Source organism: Candidatus Neomarinimicrobiota bacterium (genome assembly GCA_018651745.1).
Lineage (GTDB): Bacteria > Fidelibacterota > Marinisomatia > Marinisomatales > TCS55 > JAAZYX01.
In genome coordinates, this window is the sequence record JABIDL010000022.1 from 64,817 (window position 1) to 83,512 (window position 18,696).

The 18,696-nt window shown below is 40.5% G+C and carries 13 protein-coding genes; 6 read left to right on the plus strand and 7 right to left on the minus strand.

Annotated features, from left to right (window positions below):
- Positions 1–8 precede the first annotated feature (8 nt).
- From HOD97_03830 to HOD97_03845, 4 genes are read left to right on the plus strand one after another with little or no spacing between them, the layout of a single operon-like run.
- On the plus strand, positions 9–812 hold the full coding sequence (locus HOD97_03830; protein ID MBT4280732.1) for a CPBP family intramembrane metalloprotease: 804 nt from the start codon (positions 9–11) through the stop codon (positions 810–812).
- Positions 809–2,179 (plus strand): magnesium transporter, encoded by a 1,371-nt coding sequence (gene mgtE, locus HOD97_03835; protein ID MBT4280733.1) that lies wholly within the window; start codon positions 809–811, stop codon positions 2,177–2,179. The genes HOD97_03830 and mgtE overlap by 4 nt, the downstream gene beginning before the upstream one ends.
- Positions 2,179–3,300, plus strand: a complete 1,122-nt coding sequence (locus tag HOD97_03840; GenBank protein ID MBT4280734.1) for a glycosyltransferase — start codon at positions 2,179–2,181, stop codon at positions 3,298–3,300. Before mgtE ends, HOD97_03840 begins: the two co-directional genes overlap by 1 nt.
- Positions 3,301–3,345: 45 nt before the next feature.
- On the plus strand, positions 3,346–3,759 hold the full coding sequence (locus HOD97_03845; protein ID MBT4280735.1) for a hypothetical protein: 414 nt from the start codon (positions 3,346–3,348) through the stop codon (positions 3,757–3,759).
- Positions 3,760–3,761: 2 nt separating this feature from the next.
- Here HOD97_03845 and HOD97_03850 read toward each other — a convergent pair whose 3' ends face one another.
- Positions 3,762–4,931, minus strand: a complete 1,170-nt coding sequence (locus tag HOD97_03850; protein MBT4280736.1) for a right-handed parallel beta-helix repeat-containing protein — start codon at positions 4,929–4,931, stop codon at positions 3,762–3,764.
- Positions 4,931–7,201, minus strand: a complete 2,271-nt coding sequence (locus tag HOD97_03855; GenBank protein ID MBT4280737.1) for a TonB-dependent receptor — start codon at positions 7,199–7,201, stop codon at positions 4,931–4,933. Before HOD97_03855 ends, HOD97_03850 begins: the two co-directional genes overlap by 1 nt.
- Before the next feature lie 52 nt (positions 7,202–7,253).
- On the opposite strand from HOD97_03855, the gene HOD97_03860 reads away from it, so the two are divergent.
- Both HOD97_03860 and HOD97_03865 read left to right on the plus strand, forming a co-directional pair.
- The gene (locus HOD97_03860) at positions 7,254–7,676 is read left to right on the plus strand and encodes a type II 3-dehydroquinate dehydratase (GenBank protein ID MBT4280738.1); all 423 of its coding nucleotides are present in this window, start codon (positions 7,254–7,256) and stop codon (positions 7,674–7,676) included.
- A 5-nt stretch (positions 7,677–7,681) separates the two neighbouring features.
- Entirely contained in the window at positions 7,682–8,752 is a 1,071-nt protein-coding gene (locus HOD97_03865; protein ID MBT4280739.1) for a M23 family metallopeptidase, read from the plus strand.
- Positions 8,753–9,020: 268 nt separating this feature from the next.
- Here the strand turns inward: HOD97_03865 and HOD97_03870 are convergent, their stop codons facing one another.
- The 5 genes from HOD97_03870 to HOD97_03890 all read right to left on the minus strand — a co-directional run bounded on the left by HOD97_03870 (position 9,021) and on the right by HOD97_03890 (position 18,634).
- On the minus strand, positions 9,021–9,692 hold the full coding sequence (locus HOD97_03870; GenBank protein ID MBT4280740.1) for a CADD family putative folate metabolism protein: 672 nt from the start codon (positions 9,690–9,692) through the stop codon (positions 9,021–9,023).
- A 189-nt stretch (positions 9,693–9,881) separates the two neighbouring features.
- Positions 9,882–10,934 (minus strand): PorV/PorQ family protein, encoded by a 1,053-nt coding sequence (locus tag HOD97_03875; protein ID MBT4280741.1) that lies wholly within the window; start codon positions 10,932–10,934, stop codon positions 9,882–9,884.
- Between the two features lie 21 nt (positions 10,935–10,955).
- Positions 10,956–14,462 (minus strand): T9SS type A sorting domain-containing protein, encoded by a 3,507-nt coding sequence (locus HOD97_03880; GenBank protein ID MBT4280742.1) that lies wholly within the window; start codon positions 14,460–14,462, stop codon positions 10,956–10,958.
- A gap of 29 nt (positions 14,463–14,491) precedes the next feature.
- Positions 14,492–17,632: a TonB-dependent receptor gene (locus tag HOD97_03885; protein ID MBT4280743.1), complete on the minus strand. Its 3,141-nt coding sequence runs from the start codon at positions 17,630–17,632 to the stop codon at positions 14,492–14,494.
- A 267-nt stretch (positions 17,633–17,899) separates the two neighbouring features.
- Positions 17,900–18,634, minus strand: coding sequence for an outer membrane lipoprotein-sorting protein (locus HOD97_03890; GenBank protein ID MBT4280744.1), 735 nt, complete (start codon positions 18,632–18,634; stop codon positions 17,900–17,902).
- Positions 18,635–18,696: the final 62 nt, after the last annotated feature.

The window sequence follows — 18,696 nt, forward strand, 5'->3', positions numbered from 1 at the left end:
AGAAACCCATGAATCAGACCCTTACAGTCAGGCGCGTTTTCAGCGTCATAATCATTTCCATTCTGCTATCCATGTTGATCAGCATCGCGATAGCCGCAGTAGGCACCGTCTACGCAAAAGAGGTTAATCAAAACCTCTTTACATCCCTTTCTCTACTCGTAGGGCAGGGGTTTATGATTGTTCCCATTGCGCTTTTTTTAGTCTTCCGTAAAGATTCTCTAGTAGAACGATTTAGAATACGATCCATTTCTTTTAATACGGGAGTGGCAATAATTTTATTATCAGTGGGGATTATTGTTCTAATCGACGAACTTGATAGGATAGTAAATTCATTATTACCCATGCCCGAAATTTTTGCCGATATGGATGCGCTTTTAAATTTTGATTCTATGGGTTTTGCGATCATTAGCGTTTTTACTATTGTAGCGGTAGCTCCGGTATTAGAAGAAATGATTTTTCGTGGATTTTTACAAAAATTCCTTGAGGAAAAATGGGGAGACCCCACGCGAGCTATTATGGTAACGAGCCTGTTTTTCACCTTGGTCCATATGAATCCGTTTTGGGCAATTCAAATTTACTTGTTGGGAATTGTACTTGGATATCTTGCGTGGAAAACGAGATCAATTCTTCCAGGGATTTTTCTTCACGCCTTAAATAATGGAATAGCTCTCATCTTTTTCGTTGCTAAAGATTCTGTAGATTCGATTTATCTTTGGGGAAAACATGTATCGCCCTTATTCTTATTATTGGCGATAATCATTCTTGTGATTGGTTTTAAACAATTAACTAAAACACCGGGACAGTTGGCATGAGAAAAGAAATATTCGAACACGAAATAAAGCTTTTGAAAAATACTTTTAGGAGGTTGTTAAGAAGGCATGCCAAAGCCAACCTCATTAAACTACTCGAAAAAACTCACCCCGCAGATCTTGCGCTTGTGTTTCGACAATTCAATGAGACTGAACAAAACATATTTTTTGAGTTAATGAGCCCATCCGAACATACCGGTGATTTTTTGTCAGAGTTGGATCAGTCCATTGTATCCCGAATTCTATCAAACGAAACACCTCAACGCATTGCCGAATTTTTGCGGGAAATAAGTCCAAATGAGCAGGTAGATCTATTGGAAGTTTTGGAACAAGATTTATCAGAAGCCACTCTCAATTTGCTTCAGGTTGATGAAAAGGAAGAACTGGTAGAAATAATGGCCTACCCGGATGATAGTGCCGGGAGTTTGATGGCTACGGATGTTTTTATCCTTCACATGGATGTTACAGCAAAAGATGCAATTTCTACCATTCAAGAGCAAGAAGCTGCAGAAATGGTATTTTACCTATATGTTTCTGATGATGACAATCGCCTTGTGGGCGTTGTTTCACTGAGAGATTTGGTGACAACGCCGGGAATTACTTCGTTAAAAAACATCATGTCTAAAAATGTACATATGGTGAGCCCCGATACTGACCAGGAAGAAGTGGCCAGAATTGTATCACAATATAATTATTTAGCTGTCCCTGTGGTTGATGGCGATGGCATTTTGCTTGGAATTGTAACCGTTGATAATATTGTGGATGTTATCCGAGAAGAAGCAACTGAAGACTTTCTCCAAATGGCGGGGGCAGGTAAAGATAGGGAAATACTACTTAAATCATCCTGGGAAAACGCGCGTGCGCGATTACCGTGGCTCTTGGCAAGTTGGATTGGCGGAATTCTAGCAGCTTCTATTATAGTTGCATTTGAAAACGTTTTAGAGTCTGCAATTGCTCTAGCGGCATTTATCCCGGTTATCATTGGTATGGGTGGAAACATTGGAACACAATCGTCTACTATTATTGTTCGCGGGCTTGCTACCGGTCGCGTTGATATTGAAAATATGGCGAAATTGCTTTTCAAAGAAATTCGAGTGGGTCTTATGTTGGGCATTTTATACGGACTAATGCTTGGGTTGTTTGCTATCATTCGATTTATGGATGTATCTCCCACGTTGGGGATTGTTGTTGGGACTAGTATTTGTGTTTCTATGCTCATAGCCACAACCATCGGCGCATTTGTACCATTATTACTTCACAAGCTTGACATTGACCCGGCTGTTGCAACGGGACCATTTGTAACAACAAGTATTGATATTCTTGGAGTGTCTCTTTATTTCTTGATTGCATCTTATTTTTTGGTTCTCTAATGCTTGCTTTACATTTGGTGCTTGTTGGGGGAATGGCACTATATATATTATTTACACTTTATTTTATTACGGGAATAATTAGGTTAAAAAAATATTCCATAACAACTGAGAGATTACCCTCAGTATCGGTAATTGTTGCAGCCCGAAATGAGGAAGAATCACTTCCGGCGCTATTAAATGACCTTTCTCTTCAAGATTATCCGAATGATAAAATTCAGTTCATTATTGCGGACGATAGATCTAATGATGCAACATGGGACATCATCCAAAAACAGAGCATTCAGGACGATAGATATACAGGAGTACGTATCACCGAATTGTCAGCCGAAATGACTCCCAAAAAACATGCGCTGACACAAGCAATTCTGCAGTCTAAAAATGAAATTATTCTTGCAACAGATGCAGATTGCCGTTTACCGGAAGGATGGGTGACCACCATGGTTAATCCCCTTTCGTATGAAGAGGGAATTACGGTTGGATTATCAACCATAGATACTTCGGATGGTACATTTTTCAGCCAATATCAATGGGTTGATTTCATGGGAATTATGTGTGCCAACGCCGGTGTATTGGGTTGGGGGGCCGGGTGGTCGGGATCGGGTCAAAATTTAGGATATAAACGCAAACTCTTTAATAAAATAGGGGGATTTAATCCCGTAGCAGATTTGATATCTGGGGACGATATGTATTTGGTTCAATCCATTTCAAATATTGCGCCTATAACCTTTAATATCGATAAAATGAGTTTTACAAAAACGAAACCGTCTGCAACAATCAAATCTTTCATTCATCAACATATTCGCTGGGCCTCTAATTCCAGAACATCTTTTACATCACGACCAACTTTCTTTTTATTTTTGCTATCAGCTTTTATTACGAATTCTTCAATAGTGGCGGGGTCGTTTTTTACAAATTATTTTCAATGGGTTCTTATGGTCTTAGGGATAAAAATTATATTCGACGGATTGGTTATTTTGTGTGGTGCATACCGTTTTGGGATGAAAGTTCCCGTAGTAGTATTTCTATGCTGGAGCGTATTGCAACCTATTTATATTCCGCTCATGGGAGTACTCGGCTTATGGGGTAAATTTAAGTGGAAACCCGAACCCGCTATAGAGTAGTTTATGGTTGCCTTTTGAATCAGGATATTTTGAAATAATAATCGTATGGAACAGCAAGCAAAACAAAATCCTAAAACAGATTGGTTGTTATTTTTCAAGGCCTATCGGCGACATTTCGTTGTTTGGGCATTGATTGGTATTATCATTTTTGTATCCCTAAAACTAGGGATTGATAAAAAAATAATCGTTTTTGTAACTGTTATTTTAGGTGTTTTTACGCAAGTTTTTGTAGGTCTGGGCGGACTCATTGCTGCCGTGCCGTTGATTGGCCCCATCATCATTAAAGTCCTTACCATTCCTTTCTTTTGGATTGTAAATGCTATCGGTTATTTTGTGGGGGCTGTTGCCATTAAAAAGGGTTATACATCTGAATTCACCAAAACACGCGTTTTAACACTCGCTTTACTGATTGGAATTATCATTGGATATATATTGGGGCACGCAATTCCACTACGATAAAATTATCTGGCGCCAGGGCCTCCATAAGCGCCCATCGTATTCCTTGTTCCATCTACATTATTATACTGTAAATCCGGATGCCCCGCGTTAATGCAAGGTGAGGTAGATTGCAGATGAACATCGGGAAATTCTGATTCAAGACTTATAAATTGGGGATCTGCTGTAATAATACTGTCTCCAGAAATAGATACCGGATTCATTCGTGAATAATCAATCATAACTGAAGAGGTGTCAACCGAAAGAACCTTAAAGTTCCTGGAACCATAAATAATATTATTTAAAAATGTAAACCCATCCTTCAATGCAGATACGGCTACGTTACTACCGCCGCTTACGCCATCTAACACAAATGTATTATTAACCACTTTACCGCTTGAACCCACTATATACAGATTCATATATCCGTACCCAGACATATTGTTATACAATATATTATTGTACATCGACCCTTCTTCTTGCAAAAAAACACCTCCCCCAAATTGCCCTGCATAATTATCCCTAATAATACAATTTCGTACTTGTCCATTTCCTGCGATATATATACCGCCACCATCCTGTCGGGTTGCGGATATATTTATTAATGTAAATCCTTTTAAAACTCCGGTATTGATCCACACTCTTGAAAGAAGAATTGCTGTATCTGTTTCAGAAATCGATGTTACATAAACCGTTTTCCCAACCATAGAAAGAGTATCAGAATACGTACCCGCGCTCACTAAGATTGAATCACCATCATCAATCAATAAAGATTTAAAAGCCATTCCGGGCGTTAGCCATTCACTTGGTACCGAAAGGCTTGTTGTTTTTGGAATTAAGGTTGATCCGTCACCCCAAAGCACATTTCCATCACTATCCATGACTCCCATTCTATAGGTCAAATCTGCATCATCATGGATAAAGTCTTTGTACCCAACTGTTAGCGGATTTTCAATATCTACGACGAAAACCCAATCGCTATCTATCACACTTTGCCTTTCAACTCTGAAATGAGAAAAATTTTCAACAGACATAGGGTCCCAGGACAATTGAACTTCAGCGCTATCTGCAATACGAGAAATGTTATGGGTAATTGCTAATGTAAATACTTCTCCGTCTGATATGGTCGTATTAAAAGGCCATTCGCAGGATAAAAACATAAGTGAAACAATCAAGAATAATGGTTTCTTCATCATTATTTCTCAGGTTTTGCGCTCAATGAAACTTTGAATGAAAGTATAGCTCTATGCGCATCGTAATAATTGAAATTTACATAATCCGGATGCGCTGTATTAACCAAAGAAACTTTATCAGAAAAAAGATTGCGAACAGTATAACTTACTGTTAAATCCACCGGCCAAACATGGCGCTGATAAGATAGGGTTATATTTGTATTGCGGTGACTATCAATCTTCTGGAGGTCAATCCCTCGTATTAAATAACTCTGCCGGCCCTGATACATATAACTCATATTCAATCGAAATTTCCTCCATCTTACATCCATCATAACATTCCCTTGGAGCGATGGTTTATTGGGAAAAACTTCTTCATCGCTTGGGAATAATGTTGTCATGCTTGTTGTCAACTCAAATAACCGGTCCCAAGTTCTTCCCTGCCAGCGAAACTCCATCCCATTAATCCACGCTCTGGTTATATTGGATGGGGCTACAACATTTTTCGTCAAAGGTCTATACACAATTTTATCAAGATAATAATTTCTAAACAGACCAACTCCCAACTTCCATCTACTAATGGGTTTCGTTTTTAGATTGTCCCAAATTAAATCAACATTTAATTCTGAAGTCGTGACATATTCTTTAAGCAACTTCGTATCGCCGATTTCTTCCGCTGGATTTTCTATCCATTGTTGAGTTGTTACCCACAGGAGCTGATCGTTTAATGTGGGAGGGCGATGGTTGGTCCCTTGGTTGAAAAAGATTTCATAATCTAATCCACCGAGCCTTCCTGACAAATAGGCACCAACCCGAAATGTAGAAAGGGAAAAATCGGAATCATTATTATAATTGGTTTGTTCGATATAAAGAGTATCATTGTATTCGTCAATTACTTGATTGTGGGTGTAATGGCTGGAGCTGTTCCTTAACCCAAGTTCCCAACGAATTGTTTCTACTCCTTGGACCGGTTGATGAACAGAGTATCGAAACACGCTTGCCAAACCATTATCCTCTTGTGTCAGAATTCCACTGTCTGCCCATTTCAGTTCTGAATACAAATCGTTTATTGTCTGGTCGGCCTTATATGTCTTTGATTCCCGCTCCCACTGAATTGTCCCGTCAAAATTTTTCCATGAAAATCCCTTCCCAACTTTAATTGATTCAGTAATATCTTCAAGATTTCTACTCAAATTAGAAAAGAAATTATCTTCCCACGTCCAAGTTTTGATCCCGCCTTGGGCATACCATTCTCCCACAAAAGGAATTTCTCCATAAATGGATGCTCGATCCACTACCATTTCATCAGCAGATAAAATGGCACCAGAAGGATATTCAATCGTATTTTTTATTTTCATTCTTTTGGCTGTTGTTTGAATCAAAGAAAAATCCAAGTCCGCACCCACATTATTATAAAAAGCAGTGTGTAGCGTTCTACCATCGTAAAGACGAGATTTTCCTGAAAATCTCCCGGATGCAGATAAGGGACCTGCGCGTAACAAAATAGCGCCTCCTAAATCTTGATCGCTTTTATCGGTGATACCAAACGAGCGACTAATTTGAAAATCGTTTTTATCTGGTTTTTTTGAATGAAGCAATACAACTCCACCAAAATTCCCCGGCCCGAATAAAGTGCTCGCGCCTCCGCGGATAACTTCTACTTGCGCTATTTCGGAAAGATCAACAAATGCCAAGTTTGCTGTGCCATCAACAGCCCTATTCATTTTCACACCGTCCATATAAACAGAAACTTCATTCGCATTGCTACCTCGAATGCTGATATGCTGTTTACCCCAAGATGTAGTCGTTACATTAACCGCTTCCATTTCTTGTAATACTTCCGCTACATCACGTATTCCTCGCTCTTCAATACGGCGTATTGATACTACTTCCACACTACTGGATACATCTCTGTCAGAAGGTTTGCGTGTTCCCATAATGGTAATCATTTCGCCTTTAAGCACTGTGGATTTTAAGCGAATAGAAACAGGAGACTGATCTGAAATTATCCGATTTTCATGGCGATACCCAATATAGGATACATTTAATGTAATGGGAAACGATCCCTCCCATTCAAGGGTAAATGAGCCATCTTCCCCCGATATTGTACCGAATGTAGTTTCTTGAATGATGATATTTGCACCAACCAATGGCCTGTCGGTTTCATCATCAACTACATACCCATTTAACAATTTAATATCCTGAGGAAATGCTATTCCTGTTATCAGAAAAAATCCAATTAGAGCCTGAAAAACAATATTTTTTGCATTTAGAGAATGAATTGAATTAATCATTCCAATAAAATAAGGTGTTTTTCGGGGATAAAATACCCGTTAATTTTCATCTATGAAGGTACTGGTTTTGCAAGGTCCAAATTTTAATTTGATTGGTGTTCGTTCGGCTCAAATCGGAGAACATATCACTTTAAATAAAATAAATAGCGCTCTCAGAAAAGAAGCCAGAGAATTAAAAGCTGAGTTGAAAATTCTTCAGACTGCAAAAGTTGATCGGGCTTTAACTTTTCTACACCGAAATCGGAATTGGGCTGAGGGCATTATCTTAGCGCCGATGGCATGGGCACATTATGAATATTCTATACAAGAGGCACTTGCATTGCTTGCAATACCTTCTATTCAGATTATTTTAAAACCACCGTTCGCTCTATCAGAAACGTCTGAATCTATCTTTGATGCCGTTTGTCTAAAAACAATAACAAAAGAACCGGTTAGTGCTTACTTATCTGCCTTACAATCTTTGTTAAACCAATAAAATCAATGAAACCAGATTCTGATCGAAAACTGATCATTTTTATTTTTGGTGCATTATTTATCAGTTGTTCTGCGCCGACACCGGATCCAGAATCGATTCCACCAGCCGAAACATCATTAACAATACTAAACCAAGGAACGAAGGCTGTCCTCACTATTCCGTATGGTGGTATTATTCCCCATAAGCCTATAAAATTTCTTTCTGCCGGAGCGCCAAAATCTATAATGAATCGCTGGGTTCCTTCGGGAATAGAAGATTCTCTTGCAGCGCTAATCGTTTCAACCGTAATTAAAAAAATTCCAAGCGGAGCATTTCAATATAAACTGTCTGACTTTAGCATCGAAAATGGGAATACAATTATTACATTTGCTATTGATTCAGCGATTATTATAGAGTCAATAAATGGATTATTTACGCGCTATCGCCAACATCAATCAATACCAATTGAACCTCTATTTTCTCATAATGGCAACCCTCCAACGCTAAGAGAAGTGGAGTCAATTTCACTATCGCTTCCGTGCCAAGGTTATCCGGTTCCGAAACAAGCAAATCTTTTGCCGAATGCACCACGAACTTACAGGAACGGTATCCATCGGGGGATTGACTTTTGGGCGGATTGGGGAACCCCAGTACGAGCTGTAGCTAATGGCACCGTAATTCGAGCGGATCATGGTTTTACTGAGGTAACGCCTGATTTCAGGGTAAAACTGCTGAAAATCGCCCATAAAACAGGGCATACACCATCAGATATTTTTAATCACATTCTACTTGGTCGAGCAGTTTTTATTGATCATGGGTTTGACCTTGTTCCGGGCTATAGAGTTATTTCGATTTACGCTCATTTATCCGGTATCAGTAAACCGCTTTATCCCGGTGTTACCGTTGATAAAAATCAATTAATCGGACATTCCGGGAATAGTGGAATAAAGGATGCAACATTGGGCGAAAGAACGGGTGCCCATCTGCACTGGGAATTGATTTTACAAAATGAAGGTGGGGAATATTATCTTGGGCAAGGATTGAATTATAATGAATTATTTCCCTTACTTAACAATATCTTTAATCCCATAGAATAGTAACAATAAAAAAGCCCCCCAAAAACGGGAGGCTTTTTTATTTATCTGTTTAAATCAGATTAACTACAACCATTTGGGTCATTATCATTCCGGGCAGATTGATTTGCCGGCGCAGAAACGTTTGAATTAGCCTTCCCAGCTGGACCTCATTTGAAACTATTTATAAGTAATAATAATATATTTAGCCTTAGGTAATTCATTTAGTCAGTAGTGGCATTATTGAAACAATTGGCTCAACTTAAGGAGCGTAGCGCTTATGAAATGAATACTAACAATACGCTTTTTCAACTCCCGTTAAGAAATTATTCAAGGCAAGCAGGGCCTCTTTTATGGCTGACATTGTTTGGTCTTGTTTTTCTTTTGAATCATTTAGTTCCACAATCAATTTTCGAATCACCTCTCTATGCCAAATATCCGCATGCATGTGTACCGTGAAAAATTTGAGTGTGTTTTCATCGGTAATTCCATAAAACTTTTGAAGCCCCTCCTTTTTGGTTTCAGAAATTTCAGGCTGCATGGATTCATAGCTGTAAAGCGCGGCTAAACCAATATGATATTGGTCAGATTTTGCAAGATTCATGAACGTGGTAACTAGTTTTTCCGTTTCTTCTAATGCAATTGCATGATTAACATCATTCCGACCGTTTCCCATTCCCTCAGCAAACCGCATCCATAATTCCGGATGATTTTCATCTCCCAATTCTTCATCCATGAGATTTTCTAAAATAATTTGTCTGATTCGAATATCATCACAATTAGCATGAATTGCAGAAAGATAGCGCGGAAAAACCGATACATGTTTAAAATATTGTGAAGCGTATTTTTGAATGGCGTTTTTCTCTAATTCGCCCTTACTCCAAGCTTCATAAAAAGAGTGTTTTAATAAATGATTATCTTGAATAATCGAGTCAACCTGTTCGATAAATGAATAGTTTTCCATAATGTATCATCCTTTCGGTTTGGTTTGAATTATTACAAAGATTTTAATGTCAGATTAGATTAATAAAAAAGCACAATATTTTGAAGTTTTTTTTTGAACAGGATATCAGTATAATTATATCAATTCAATCAAAAATAAAAAAGGGACTGTTTCCAGTCCCTTTTTATACCTAACTAATTGAGAGTTAAATCAGAATCCAATCGTTACTTGTAAAACGCTAGAATTGCTAAAATAGCTATTCACAGTCCGCATAGAATAAGCAATACCCATATTCATGTCACCTAGGGGGACATTGAGGCCTGCGCCAAAAGTGGGACCCCAAATGGATTCTGTCCAGTTGGTCCACTGACTATCGGTAGCTGTGCCGGGTTGGTCATCGGTCATATTCTGCGTTGACATTCCACCCGCGACCCAAGCCGGGCCCATGGTATATTTACCTGCAAAGGAAACTGTATTCACAGAAAAAGAATTGTTATCAAACGCACCCATGAGACTCAAACCGGGCATGGGTTTATAATTAACACCAATGCTTAATGTTGCCGGAAGATCAAAAGCCTCTGCCTTCACTCTGAACCTCTCCGAAGAAGAACCCGATTGGGATCCCTCCGGTGTGAGCGTTTGTTCTAAATCTGATCCCTGATATTCTAAACGAGATCCAAGATTTCTGAGAACCACTCCAATTGCAATCGGCTGATCTGCGAATTGATATTGTACGCCCATATCAACTGCAACGCCATTCGCACCGGTATTAATTATCTGCTCTGAAACAAGCTTCAGGCTGGTGCCAAACCGAACGCGATCGAAAAATGATTTCGAATAGGCAGCTGTAATGGTTGAAAAACTGGGTGAATAATTTTCACCGGTGCCTTCTGTATTATCAGCTGTAGTAACCGGAATATCGCCAAAATCCAAGGTCTTTATAGAGAGACCAAAGGATCCGCCATTTCCAAGGTTGGCTACAAAGCCTGAGAAAAATACATTTACATCGGCAATGTAATCCATCTGTGAGACAGTACCTTGAAAACCGCCTTTGGCAGCACCAATTCCTGCTGGGTTTGAGAATAAAGCTTCTACGCCGCTAGCTGTGGCAGTATTAGCCGCTCCTAAGGCTATATTCTGAGCACCCACAGGAATTAAGAGCTGTGACGCTCCAGCTGTTCCTGAGGATTTTATAGTCCCTGCTATCGCCATAGACGCAAACAGAAATACACTGCTTACGAAGATTTTTGATTGAGTTTTCATAATTAATTCCTTCCTTACGGTTTAATATCGGTCAATTCTTTGTTCTGGCTGAACAACGCCCAACTTTAACACTTTCTCACCTGATGCTGTAGTTACATGGGCAAGATACATTCCGCTGGCTACGGGAATTCCGAAATTATTCTTCACGTCCCATACAGCATATTGCGATCCTACATCACTACCATCAATCACCTTAACGATTGTTCCAGCTAAGTCAAAGATTCGGATTGAATAATCACCTGTTTCCGGCAGATGGGTAAACTGTATCTGCTGGTCAACTGTATTCCGTTCTTCCGGATTAAATCCGAAATAAGGATTTGGCCATACATTGATGTTGTCAGATGAATAGGTAGCCACTTCACCTTTATTTGAACTGGTTGAAAAGGTGAATACATCGGAGCTATTATTAGGCTTGGTGGTAACCATTCTAAAAATTGTCCCCGTTTCAGGTATCACAGCATCAACATTAGCTGGGAAGGTAGGATCATTTACATCGCCACCATTCCAATTCGCGAAGGTCATGTTCAATAGAACAACAGATGTGATCTGCCCAGACACTCCTAAATAATTAGGACTTGAGGCCCAGATGTAACCGGTCATTGCACCATTTGAAGTTGGATCAGCTGTAAGAGCAGCAATAATAGCGTCATAGCCAGTTGTCCCGGGTTCTTGTAGATAATGTTCCAATACATAAAAACTTTCCATGTATGGATCATTTGTACCGCCTGAAACAGCATGGTCGCCGGCAGCTAAGTCCCAAACGCCATTGCCATCTGGATCCCAGTACATTGGTAACAATTGGAAATCATCTGCTGGGTCTGCAACAACGCCAACATTCCAAACTTCCATCGGTATATCAATGAATACACCGTTAGCATCATCCCACATTTTTCCACCGGTTGCGGTAAAGCGAAATTCAAAGTCATCTGGAATTAGGTGTTTAATACCACCATTTGGATTTCCATAACCTGCTGTGTAACGAGTGATATACGGGTAAAAATCCTCGTAGTTCTTATTAGAACTGTTAGAGGTTGTGATAAACCAAGTAGAACCATTTGTCTGTTGATTTCCAATATTCGTTCTACCCATTCCAGGATACCCATTATAATCTGCCGCTGCACCTGCATAGCCGGAAATATCCCCACCCGCATTTGCTGTTGCATAAAAATCCTTAAACTCTAGTGGAGGACCATCAACTTCAATTAAAAATCCTTCAACTACGGGGTTTGAGCTGGCGCCAACAGTGGTGGCATCGATGAAATCTACACCACCTTGAATAGTTACCTCCGATGCAATTGCTGCGCCGTCTGTCGAATTGGTTAAGGTCCAGTTTGTTACACTGGAACCATCGCTTAATGTATCTGCGAAGGATACGGAATAACTATCACCCGTAAGTCCAGTAGGATCAACCACCGTTAATGTAACAGAACCGTCAGATGCACCCGCTGAATGAGTCGCGGCAAACGCTGAACCAACAGTAGCAGTACTATCTGTTGCTGCCCAATTATTTAGCACCTGCGGACGAATGGTCATTATTTGCAAAGGGCTTTCCAAGGTTTTTGGAATACCATATTGGTTGTATCCATATGCAACCACCGCAAAATAATAGACACGGTTGGTTATTAAGGGTGAATTATTATTGAGTGCATCTACATCAATTTGGATATATCGCTTTATACCCGAATCATTCCCAAACTGCACTCTACGATTAATGGTTTCACCATAATTGGGATCAAACACATCATCAAAAATTTCTGTAATATTATTGATCAGGTCATAGGTTGCAATGCGTTTTATATTTCCCGTTCCCGAAGCTGTCTCATATTGATACACATTATATCCTTCAAATTTAAAGGTGGTATTTTGACCTTGGAATGTGGTATCAATTGACCCGACCAGCATCACGTTATACACCCAAATTGTATCATATTCAAACCCTGTTGGTCCGGTAGTAACATCAACCGTAAATGCTGTATCTATTACCTCCACATGTTCTGAGGTTATAGTTGAAACCCAACTTGTATCCCAAGTAGTGTCGTAGGCCACAGGAATTGGTAGTTTATCAATAACATCTGTAACCGAATACGATTCAGCCGCATTATCCCATGTCATAATAATTTGATCTTCCAAAGTTGTCACAGACACTTCAGGTGCCGGTGGCGACTCAGGCAACGCAAATTGAATATCATAAGCAAGCTGCGCCAATGCATCTACTTCTTTTAAATAATTTAAAGATTGTAACGGTCCGCCGGCAGCTGCCATGAAAATCGCAAAAACAACTTCCTGCGAATCTCCAGGAGCCATCGTAAATGGGCCGGTGTTCATTAGAAAACGTCTATCGCCTGAAGGAAAGGCTCCATCGGCATCTATGTATTCAGTATCTGAATCGCCTGTATCCAGAGATGGATCTCCAGGGTGAACGAAGTTAGAGCCACCGGTTACCCAATCGGGGAAGGGTTCACCAGTCTTCATCAAACCTTGCATCAGGTTATAAGTTTCTTCAGCATAATTAGGATCACTCCAAAGGGGATCATCAGTATTAATATATTTGACAAAAGAACTCATACTGAGGTTTTTAAAACCCGGTTGAGACTGTCCAAACATAAAAGCTGTATCACCGGCTGAGGCAACCATTGGTCCTTGAAAAAAGTCATACCCTACGGCCGGCGTTCCACCGGAATAACCTGCATAATCTGAATCCACTCCATCGTTATAACAAAAACCGAGACCGAGAGTAGTATCACAACCTACCCAGTCATCACCTGCGTTGCCAAGGTCGGGGTCAGACCATAATCCTATATATAGATCATCAATCGTATTTCCGCCCTTGTTAATGATCAATTCCTTTACAAACATCATATCACCAAATGCATCCGGTCTATCAAAACCAAAAATTGTTGTTTGCACCTCCACGCCCAAAGGAAGGGTCCCAAAAATTGTGTGAGCCGTGGCGTCTCCATCATTGCTGACATACCAGACGACTTGATCTCCTATAAATTCGGGATAATCATTTCCATTGGGAAGTGGATCGTAAGTTCCATCGCTGTCCACATCAACCCAGGGTGCGCCATATGCTACCGGCCAGTTTTGAAAATCGCTATTGGCAAGAGGATCCGCAAGATCTGATTTACTAACCTTATACAATTTATGAGTAGAAGAGGACGCATCACCACCATACGGACCGGAAACATTCTCAGGACCATATTCGGCGCAAGCTGTTCTAATTCCTCCATCTACCTTACCCGCCATCCATACTCCGGAAGCATATACTGTATATGTGTGATTATCTTTTGGCCATTCCATGCCGGAGTGACCTGTAACACGGTGACTAACAATCATACCGTTGTTTTCCAGATCATCACGAACACGGTTTCCATCAAAGTCTCCAGTTGACGCTACCGACGTCTTGTAGGAAGGCGACATATTGCCAACAACTGTTGCGTTTGATTTTTTGGCCAGCAAAGAACCATTCCAAAACAGAACGGTTATTGCGAGCGATCCAACAATATTATATTTGGAAATTTTCATAATTACCTCTTTACCCTTTTATGTTTGAATTAAATATTGACCTGTAAACCAAAACGCACCATTCTTGGAATTCCCCAATTCCCTGGAGAACTTAGGCGATCCAAATACAGAGCATTCCCATCTGTTCCGGGATAATTAGCTTTTTGAGATGAAACCCAAGCTCTGCCTTCCGGAGTTTCCAACCAAGCATCGTCGTCTGCTTGACCACTAGCCGTATAGACATCATATACATTTTCCTGGTTCAGCATATTCAAAACCAGTACATAAGCATTCAAACGAACGCCGCCCACGTTAAAACCTTTGTCGGCGCGAATGTCCAATCGGGATGTCCAAGGCTTTCTGCCTGAATTAACAGCTGCAGTCGGAATATTCCAACCGCGCCCAAACACTTCGCTTTGTATGGTAGATGGAGTGTAAGCCTGTCCGCTTCCAAATGTAACCACACTATTCACACCAAAGTCATATCGGCTATTGCGGTAATCCACCATAAGCGATCCTGTATGATTTTGATCATACGACAATCGGTTTAATGTGGTTGGATATGTATCACCCGTCCATGCAATATTAAAATTATTAGCCGCCGCAGAACCTGTTCCGCGAGCGTCCATGTAGGTGTAGTTAAAATCGGCCATAAAACCCTTAACCCGGCGAAGACTCAAGTTCACTGAGAACCCTGTTGTTACACCATAATCACCGTTTTGGTATTGGGCCCAGCTAAATTCTGAACCGTCCACATATGCTCGCGTTTCAGCAGAAGGATACCCGCGATTTTTCATAAAAATATAATCCCGGATTTCCTTGTAATACCCCGTTACATGTACGGCAGCATTTTGACCTATTTGCTGATCAAACCCAACTTCGTATGACGTTGTTCTCTCCGGCTTTAAACCCGGGTTTGGAGAAACGGTCATGTTGCCCTGTGTCAGATTTGCATCAAGATGTGTGTCAGAAAGATATAAAAGATTCATCGGAGGCGCCTGCCAATAGGTCCCATACTGAGCATGGAACACTGTCTTATCCGTTACCGGGAAAGCAAAACCAAGCCTTGGATGAATCGCAGTGTGTGTTTCTACTGCTTTCCAGGCATGGGTGCCGGCCGCTAAGCCAAGGGGACCGTCCCCCGGGGCGCCATTTCTATCAATGCGTCCGTTCGTTGTGTAAACATAGTCAAAGCCTTCGCTTGTTCCATCTGGTGCCTGAGCATTGGGGTTGAAAGATTCAAATGCCAAGCCGAATTGGACAACCACGTCTTTGAGTTCAATCTTATCTTGGACATATAAGCGCATTTCAACCGGTTTGCCGGGTTCCTGACCGTGGTCTGTTTCTGCATAGCTGTCTGTCTCATCCCCGAAAATATTGTAACCAATATTATGGACATAAGCATTTCGGTACACAGCAAAATTCCAATCAGCCAAATCGGCGGCATCGTTGACTCCGTCGCCATTATAATCACCGGCCTCCTCTATCGAAACAGAACCATCATAATTTGTATCAATCATAGCTATGTTTTGATAAATCTCTCGACCTTGCGACATGCGATATTCACGGATCGTGGTTGAATAATATTCTAATCCCGCCTTGAGCTCGTGAACACCCGTTTGGCTAACAAAATCCGTTCTCAACCCTGTCGTATTTTGATCGCGATCTACCCAATCGCCAATTTGAGATCCATACCCTGAAAAATTTACAAGGCCCGGTACAGCAAGGGTGTTTTGACCATGATCTCTATAATAATAGGTGGCAGCATCAACAGACGTTGAACGCTTCCCGAGATTTTCTATATTATCCCTTCCATAAAGATTGGGATTCCCATCTTCCTGATGGTACATATTCAAACTGGCAATTGCTTTTACATAAGACTTAGGAGACAAAGCAAACGTTGCATTTAAATATCCATAGGTGTGGTTTGATTTATAATTGGCGTTGTTTTCCCAGTTCAGTAGCTGATAGCTATGCGAATAGGTGTTTTCATCATATCCATAGTACCCACCACCAACTTTAATTCTTAAAGGACTCATATCAAAAAGTAAGTTCCCAAAAAATTTCGTGGTTTTATCACCGGAATTTCTTTTGGGACCATATTTTCTGGCATAATTAGAAGCGGTAACATAGGTCGTGTCATACACGCTTCCACCGCCAACCTTTAAGCTGTCCATCGTCGTGTTGTCTTTAACAAATTGTTCTGCATAAATCATTCCTGTAGGCAGATCCGTCGCGTAATTTCCTGATGTGGGCGTATAGGTTGTGTCATAACCCATCGCTTCCCATTGATCTTGGGAATAAACAGCTACGTCTGCAAAAGGCGCCGGAGCAAAAGAAGGGCTATTATCTAAAGAAGATTCAATTTCAGCATTCAAATACCAACGAATATTATTTGATAATGGACCGCCAACATTAAAATTAAAAATTTGGTTTCCATAACTGTACAGCGCATCTTTATCTAATCCTGGGGTTGTACTTCCCAAATCTTGGACCATTTCTACACCGCCCGAAATCCGGTCTCCACCGCTTTTGGTAGCCACATTAATAACTCCGCCATTTGCGCCGCCATATTCAGCTGAAAAGCCACCAGCCTGAACTGAAATTTGTTCGGTACCACTTTGGCTTAAAGATGTGGTTAAATTGCCACCACTCCAGCGGTTTTTAACCAAAACACCATCAACATAATAAGCGTTGTCGCCACTACGACCACCACGGAAATGCCCATCCACAACACCCGTTTGAAGATTCACTACACTGCTAACGTCTCTCAATGGTAAAGCTTGAATGACTTCAGCGTCTACAATTTGTGTAGTGTTGGTTGCGTTTTTATTAATAAGAGGTCTCTCAGCAACAACGGTTACGCTTTCACCTTCAACCGAGGCCACATCAAGACTGAAATCTTGAACTGTTGTTAAATCGGGATTAACGCGAATGTTATTAACCGTTAGCGTTTTATACCCGATGTGCTGTGCTTGAACGGAGTAATTCCCGACAGGAGCGTCCAGAATGTAAAACCGTCCACCTTCATCGGTGGCTGCACCCAAAGATGTGCCGACTACTAGGACATTTGCGCCTGCAAGAGCTTCGCCATCAGCAGATTGTACTGAACCTGCCAATTTACCAGACGTCTGAGCCAAAACAATGGCCGGAAGAACAGCTATCGCAAGAAAAAGAGTAAGCTTTTTCATATTATACCTCCATAAATGGTGACTTGAATTGTTGTTTCTGTGTTTCGTTGCAATTTTTATTTTTATTTAATAGACATTAATCCACAAGTTGCGCCAACTGTGCTAGCGCTGATTAATAAAAGATAGACATTATTAAAAACGTTTGTCAAGACAAATTTGGTTCTATTAAATAACAAGACCTGCCTGTCGGCGAATGATGTGATTTACATCACATTGGGTATTTCAGCCTTTATTAAAATCAACCAATTATAGATTTGCTCATCTATTCTATTTTCTCAGCAACGCCTTCGAAAATCGTCTTTCAGGAATATCTGAATCAAATTCAATTTCATCAATAATCCATTCCGTTCCTCTGCTGTTTCTTTTTAGCTCATCTTTAAAAATATATTTAGATGGAAACCATCGTCCTTGCACTTTTTTAATGCCGTCCATCGTTGCAGTTTTCAAAAGTTTCCCGCTTTTAGCGTATAGTTCTTCCTTCGTGGGGAGAAGATATTCTTTATCAATCCATGCACGTCGTTTTGGGTAGGACAATCCTTTTATCTTGGCATCCAAAACCATAATCCAATGGTCGCGTCCGTTGATTGTGACCGACCCTTCCAGCGTTGATGTATAAAGATTGGTCAAGGATTCGTCTTCCATCATGTCTTTGTATGACATATCCGAACCCATGACTGATTGCCGTAACATATGACCAGAGATTTGTATTAACCGATCGGTTTGGGGAGAGTATGTCCAGAGTTTATCTCCCACTTTTAACATTTTAGTTCCCGCTTCTCGTGGGGGAGAAAGATATTCCGTAAAGGCTAAATCTGTTCCAACTACCCAATTTTTCGATTCAATGGTTCGACTCGCTCGCCGTCCATGAACCACCATTTTGCTGGTTAAAATTCGACTCTTTGCATTCAGATTATCATCCATTGCCTGAATGATTTCTTCAACGGTCATTTGCTCTTGCCCAAACAAACATGAAAATAATATTAGTAAAATAATTTGTTTCATAATCTTAATTCCCTATTTCTTCTTTTGACAGGATTAACAGGATTGACAAGATAAAAAATATG

Bases quoted from the DNA above. Each gene is read 5' to 3' on its own strand.
- HOD97_03845 (MBT4280735.1), top strand. From the start codon at position 3,346: ATGGAACAGCAAGCAAAACAAAATCCTAAAACAGATTGGTTGTTATTT.
- HOD97_03840 (MBT4280734.1), top strand. From the start codon at position 2,179: ATGCTTGCTTTACATTTGGTGCTTGTTGGGGGAATGGCACTATATATA.
- HOD97_03865 (MBT4280739.1), top strand. From the start codon at position 7,682: ATGAAACCAGATTCTGATCGAAAACTGATCATTTTTATTTTTGGTGCA.
- mgtE (MBT4280733.1), top strand. From the start codon at position 809: ATGAGAAAAGAAATATTCGAACACGAAATAAAGCTTTTGAAAAATACT.
- HOD97_03880 (MBT4280742.1), bottom strand. From the start codon at position 14,462: ATGAAAATTTCCAAATATAATATTGTTGGATCGCTCGCAATAACCGTT.
- HOD97_03860 (MBT4280738.1), top strand. From the start codon at position 7,254: ATGAAGGTACTGGTTTTGCAAGGTCCAAATTTTAATTTGATTGGTGTT.
- HOD97_03885 (MBT4280743.1), bottom strand. From the start codon at position 17,632: ATGAAAAAGCTTACTCTTTTTCTTGCGATAGCTGTTCTTCCGGCCATT.
- HOD97_03875 (MBT4280741.1), bottom strand. From the start codon at position 10,934: ATGAAAACTCAATCAAAAATCTTCGTAAGCAGTGTATTTCTGTTTGCG.
- HOD97_03870 (MBT4280740.1), bottom strand. From the start codon at position 9,692: ATGGAAAACTATTCATTTATCGAACAGGTTGACTCGATTATTCAAGAT.
- HOD97_03830 (MBT4280732.1), top strand. From the start codon at position 9: ATGAATCAGACCCTTACAGTCAGGCGCGTTTTCAGCGTCATAATCATT.
- HOD97_03855 (MBT4280737.1), bottom strand. From the start codon at position 7,201: ATGATTAATTCAATTCATTCTCTAAATGCAAAAAATATTGTTTTTCAG.
- HOD97_03850 (MBT4280736.1), bottom strand. From the start codon at position 4,931: ATGATGAAGAAACCATTATTCTTGATTGTTTCACTTATGTTTTTATCC.
- HOD97_03890 (MBT4280744.1), bottom strand. From the start codon at position 18,634: ATGAAACAAATTATTTTACTAATATTATTTTCATGTTTGTTTGGGCAA.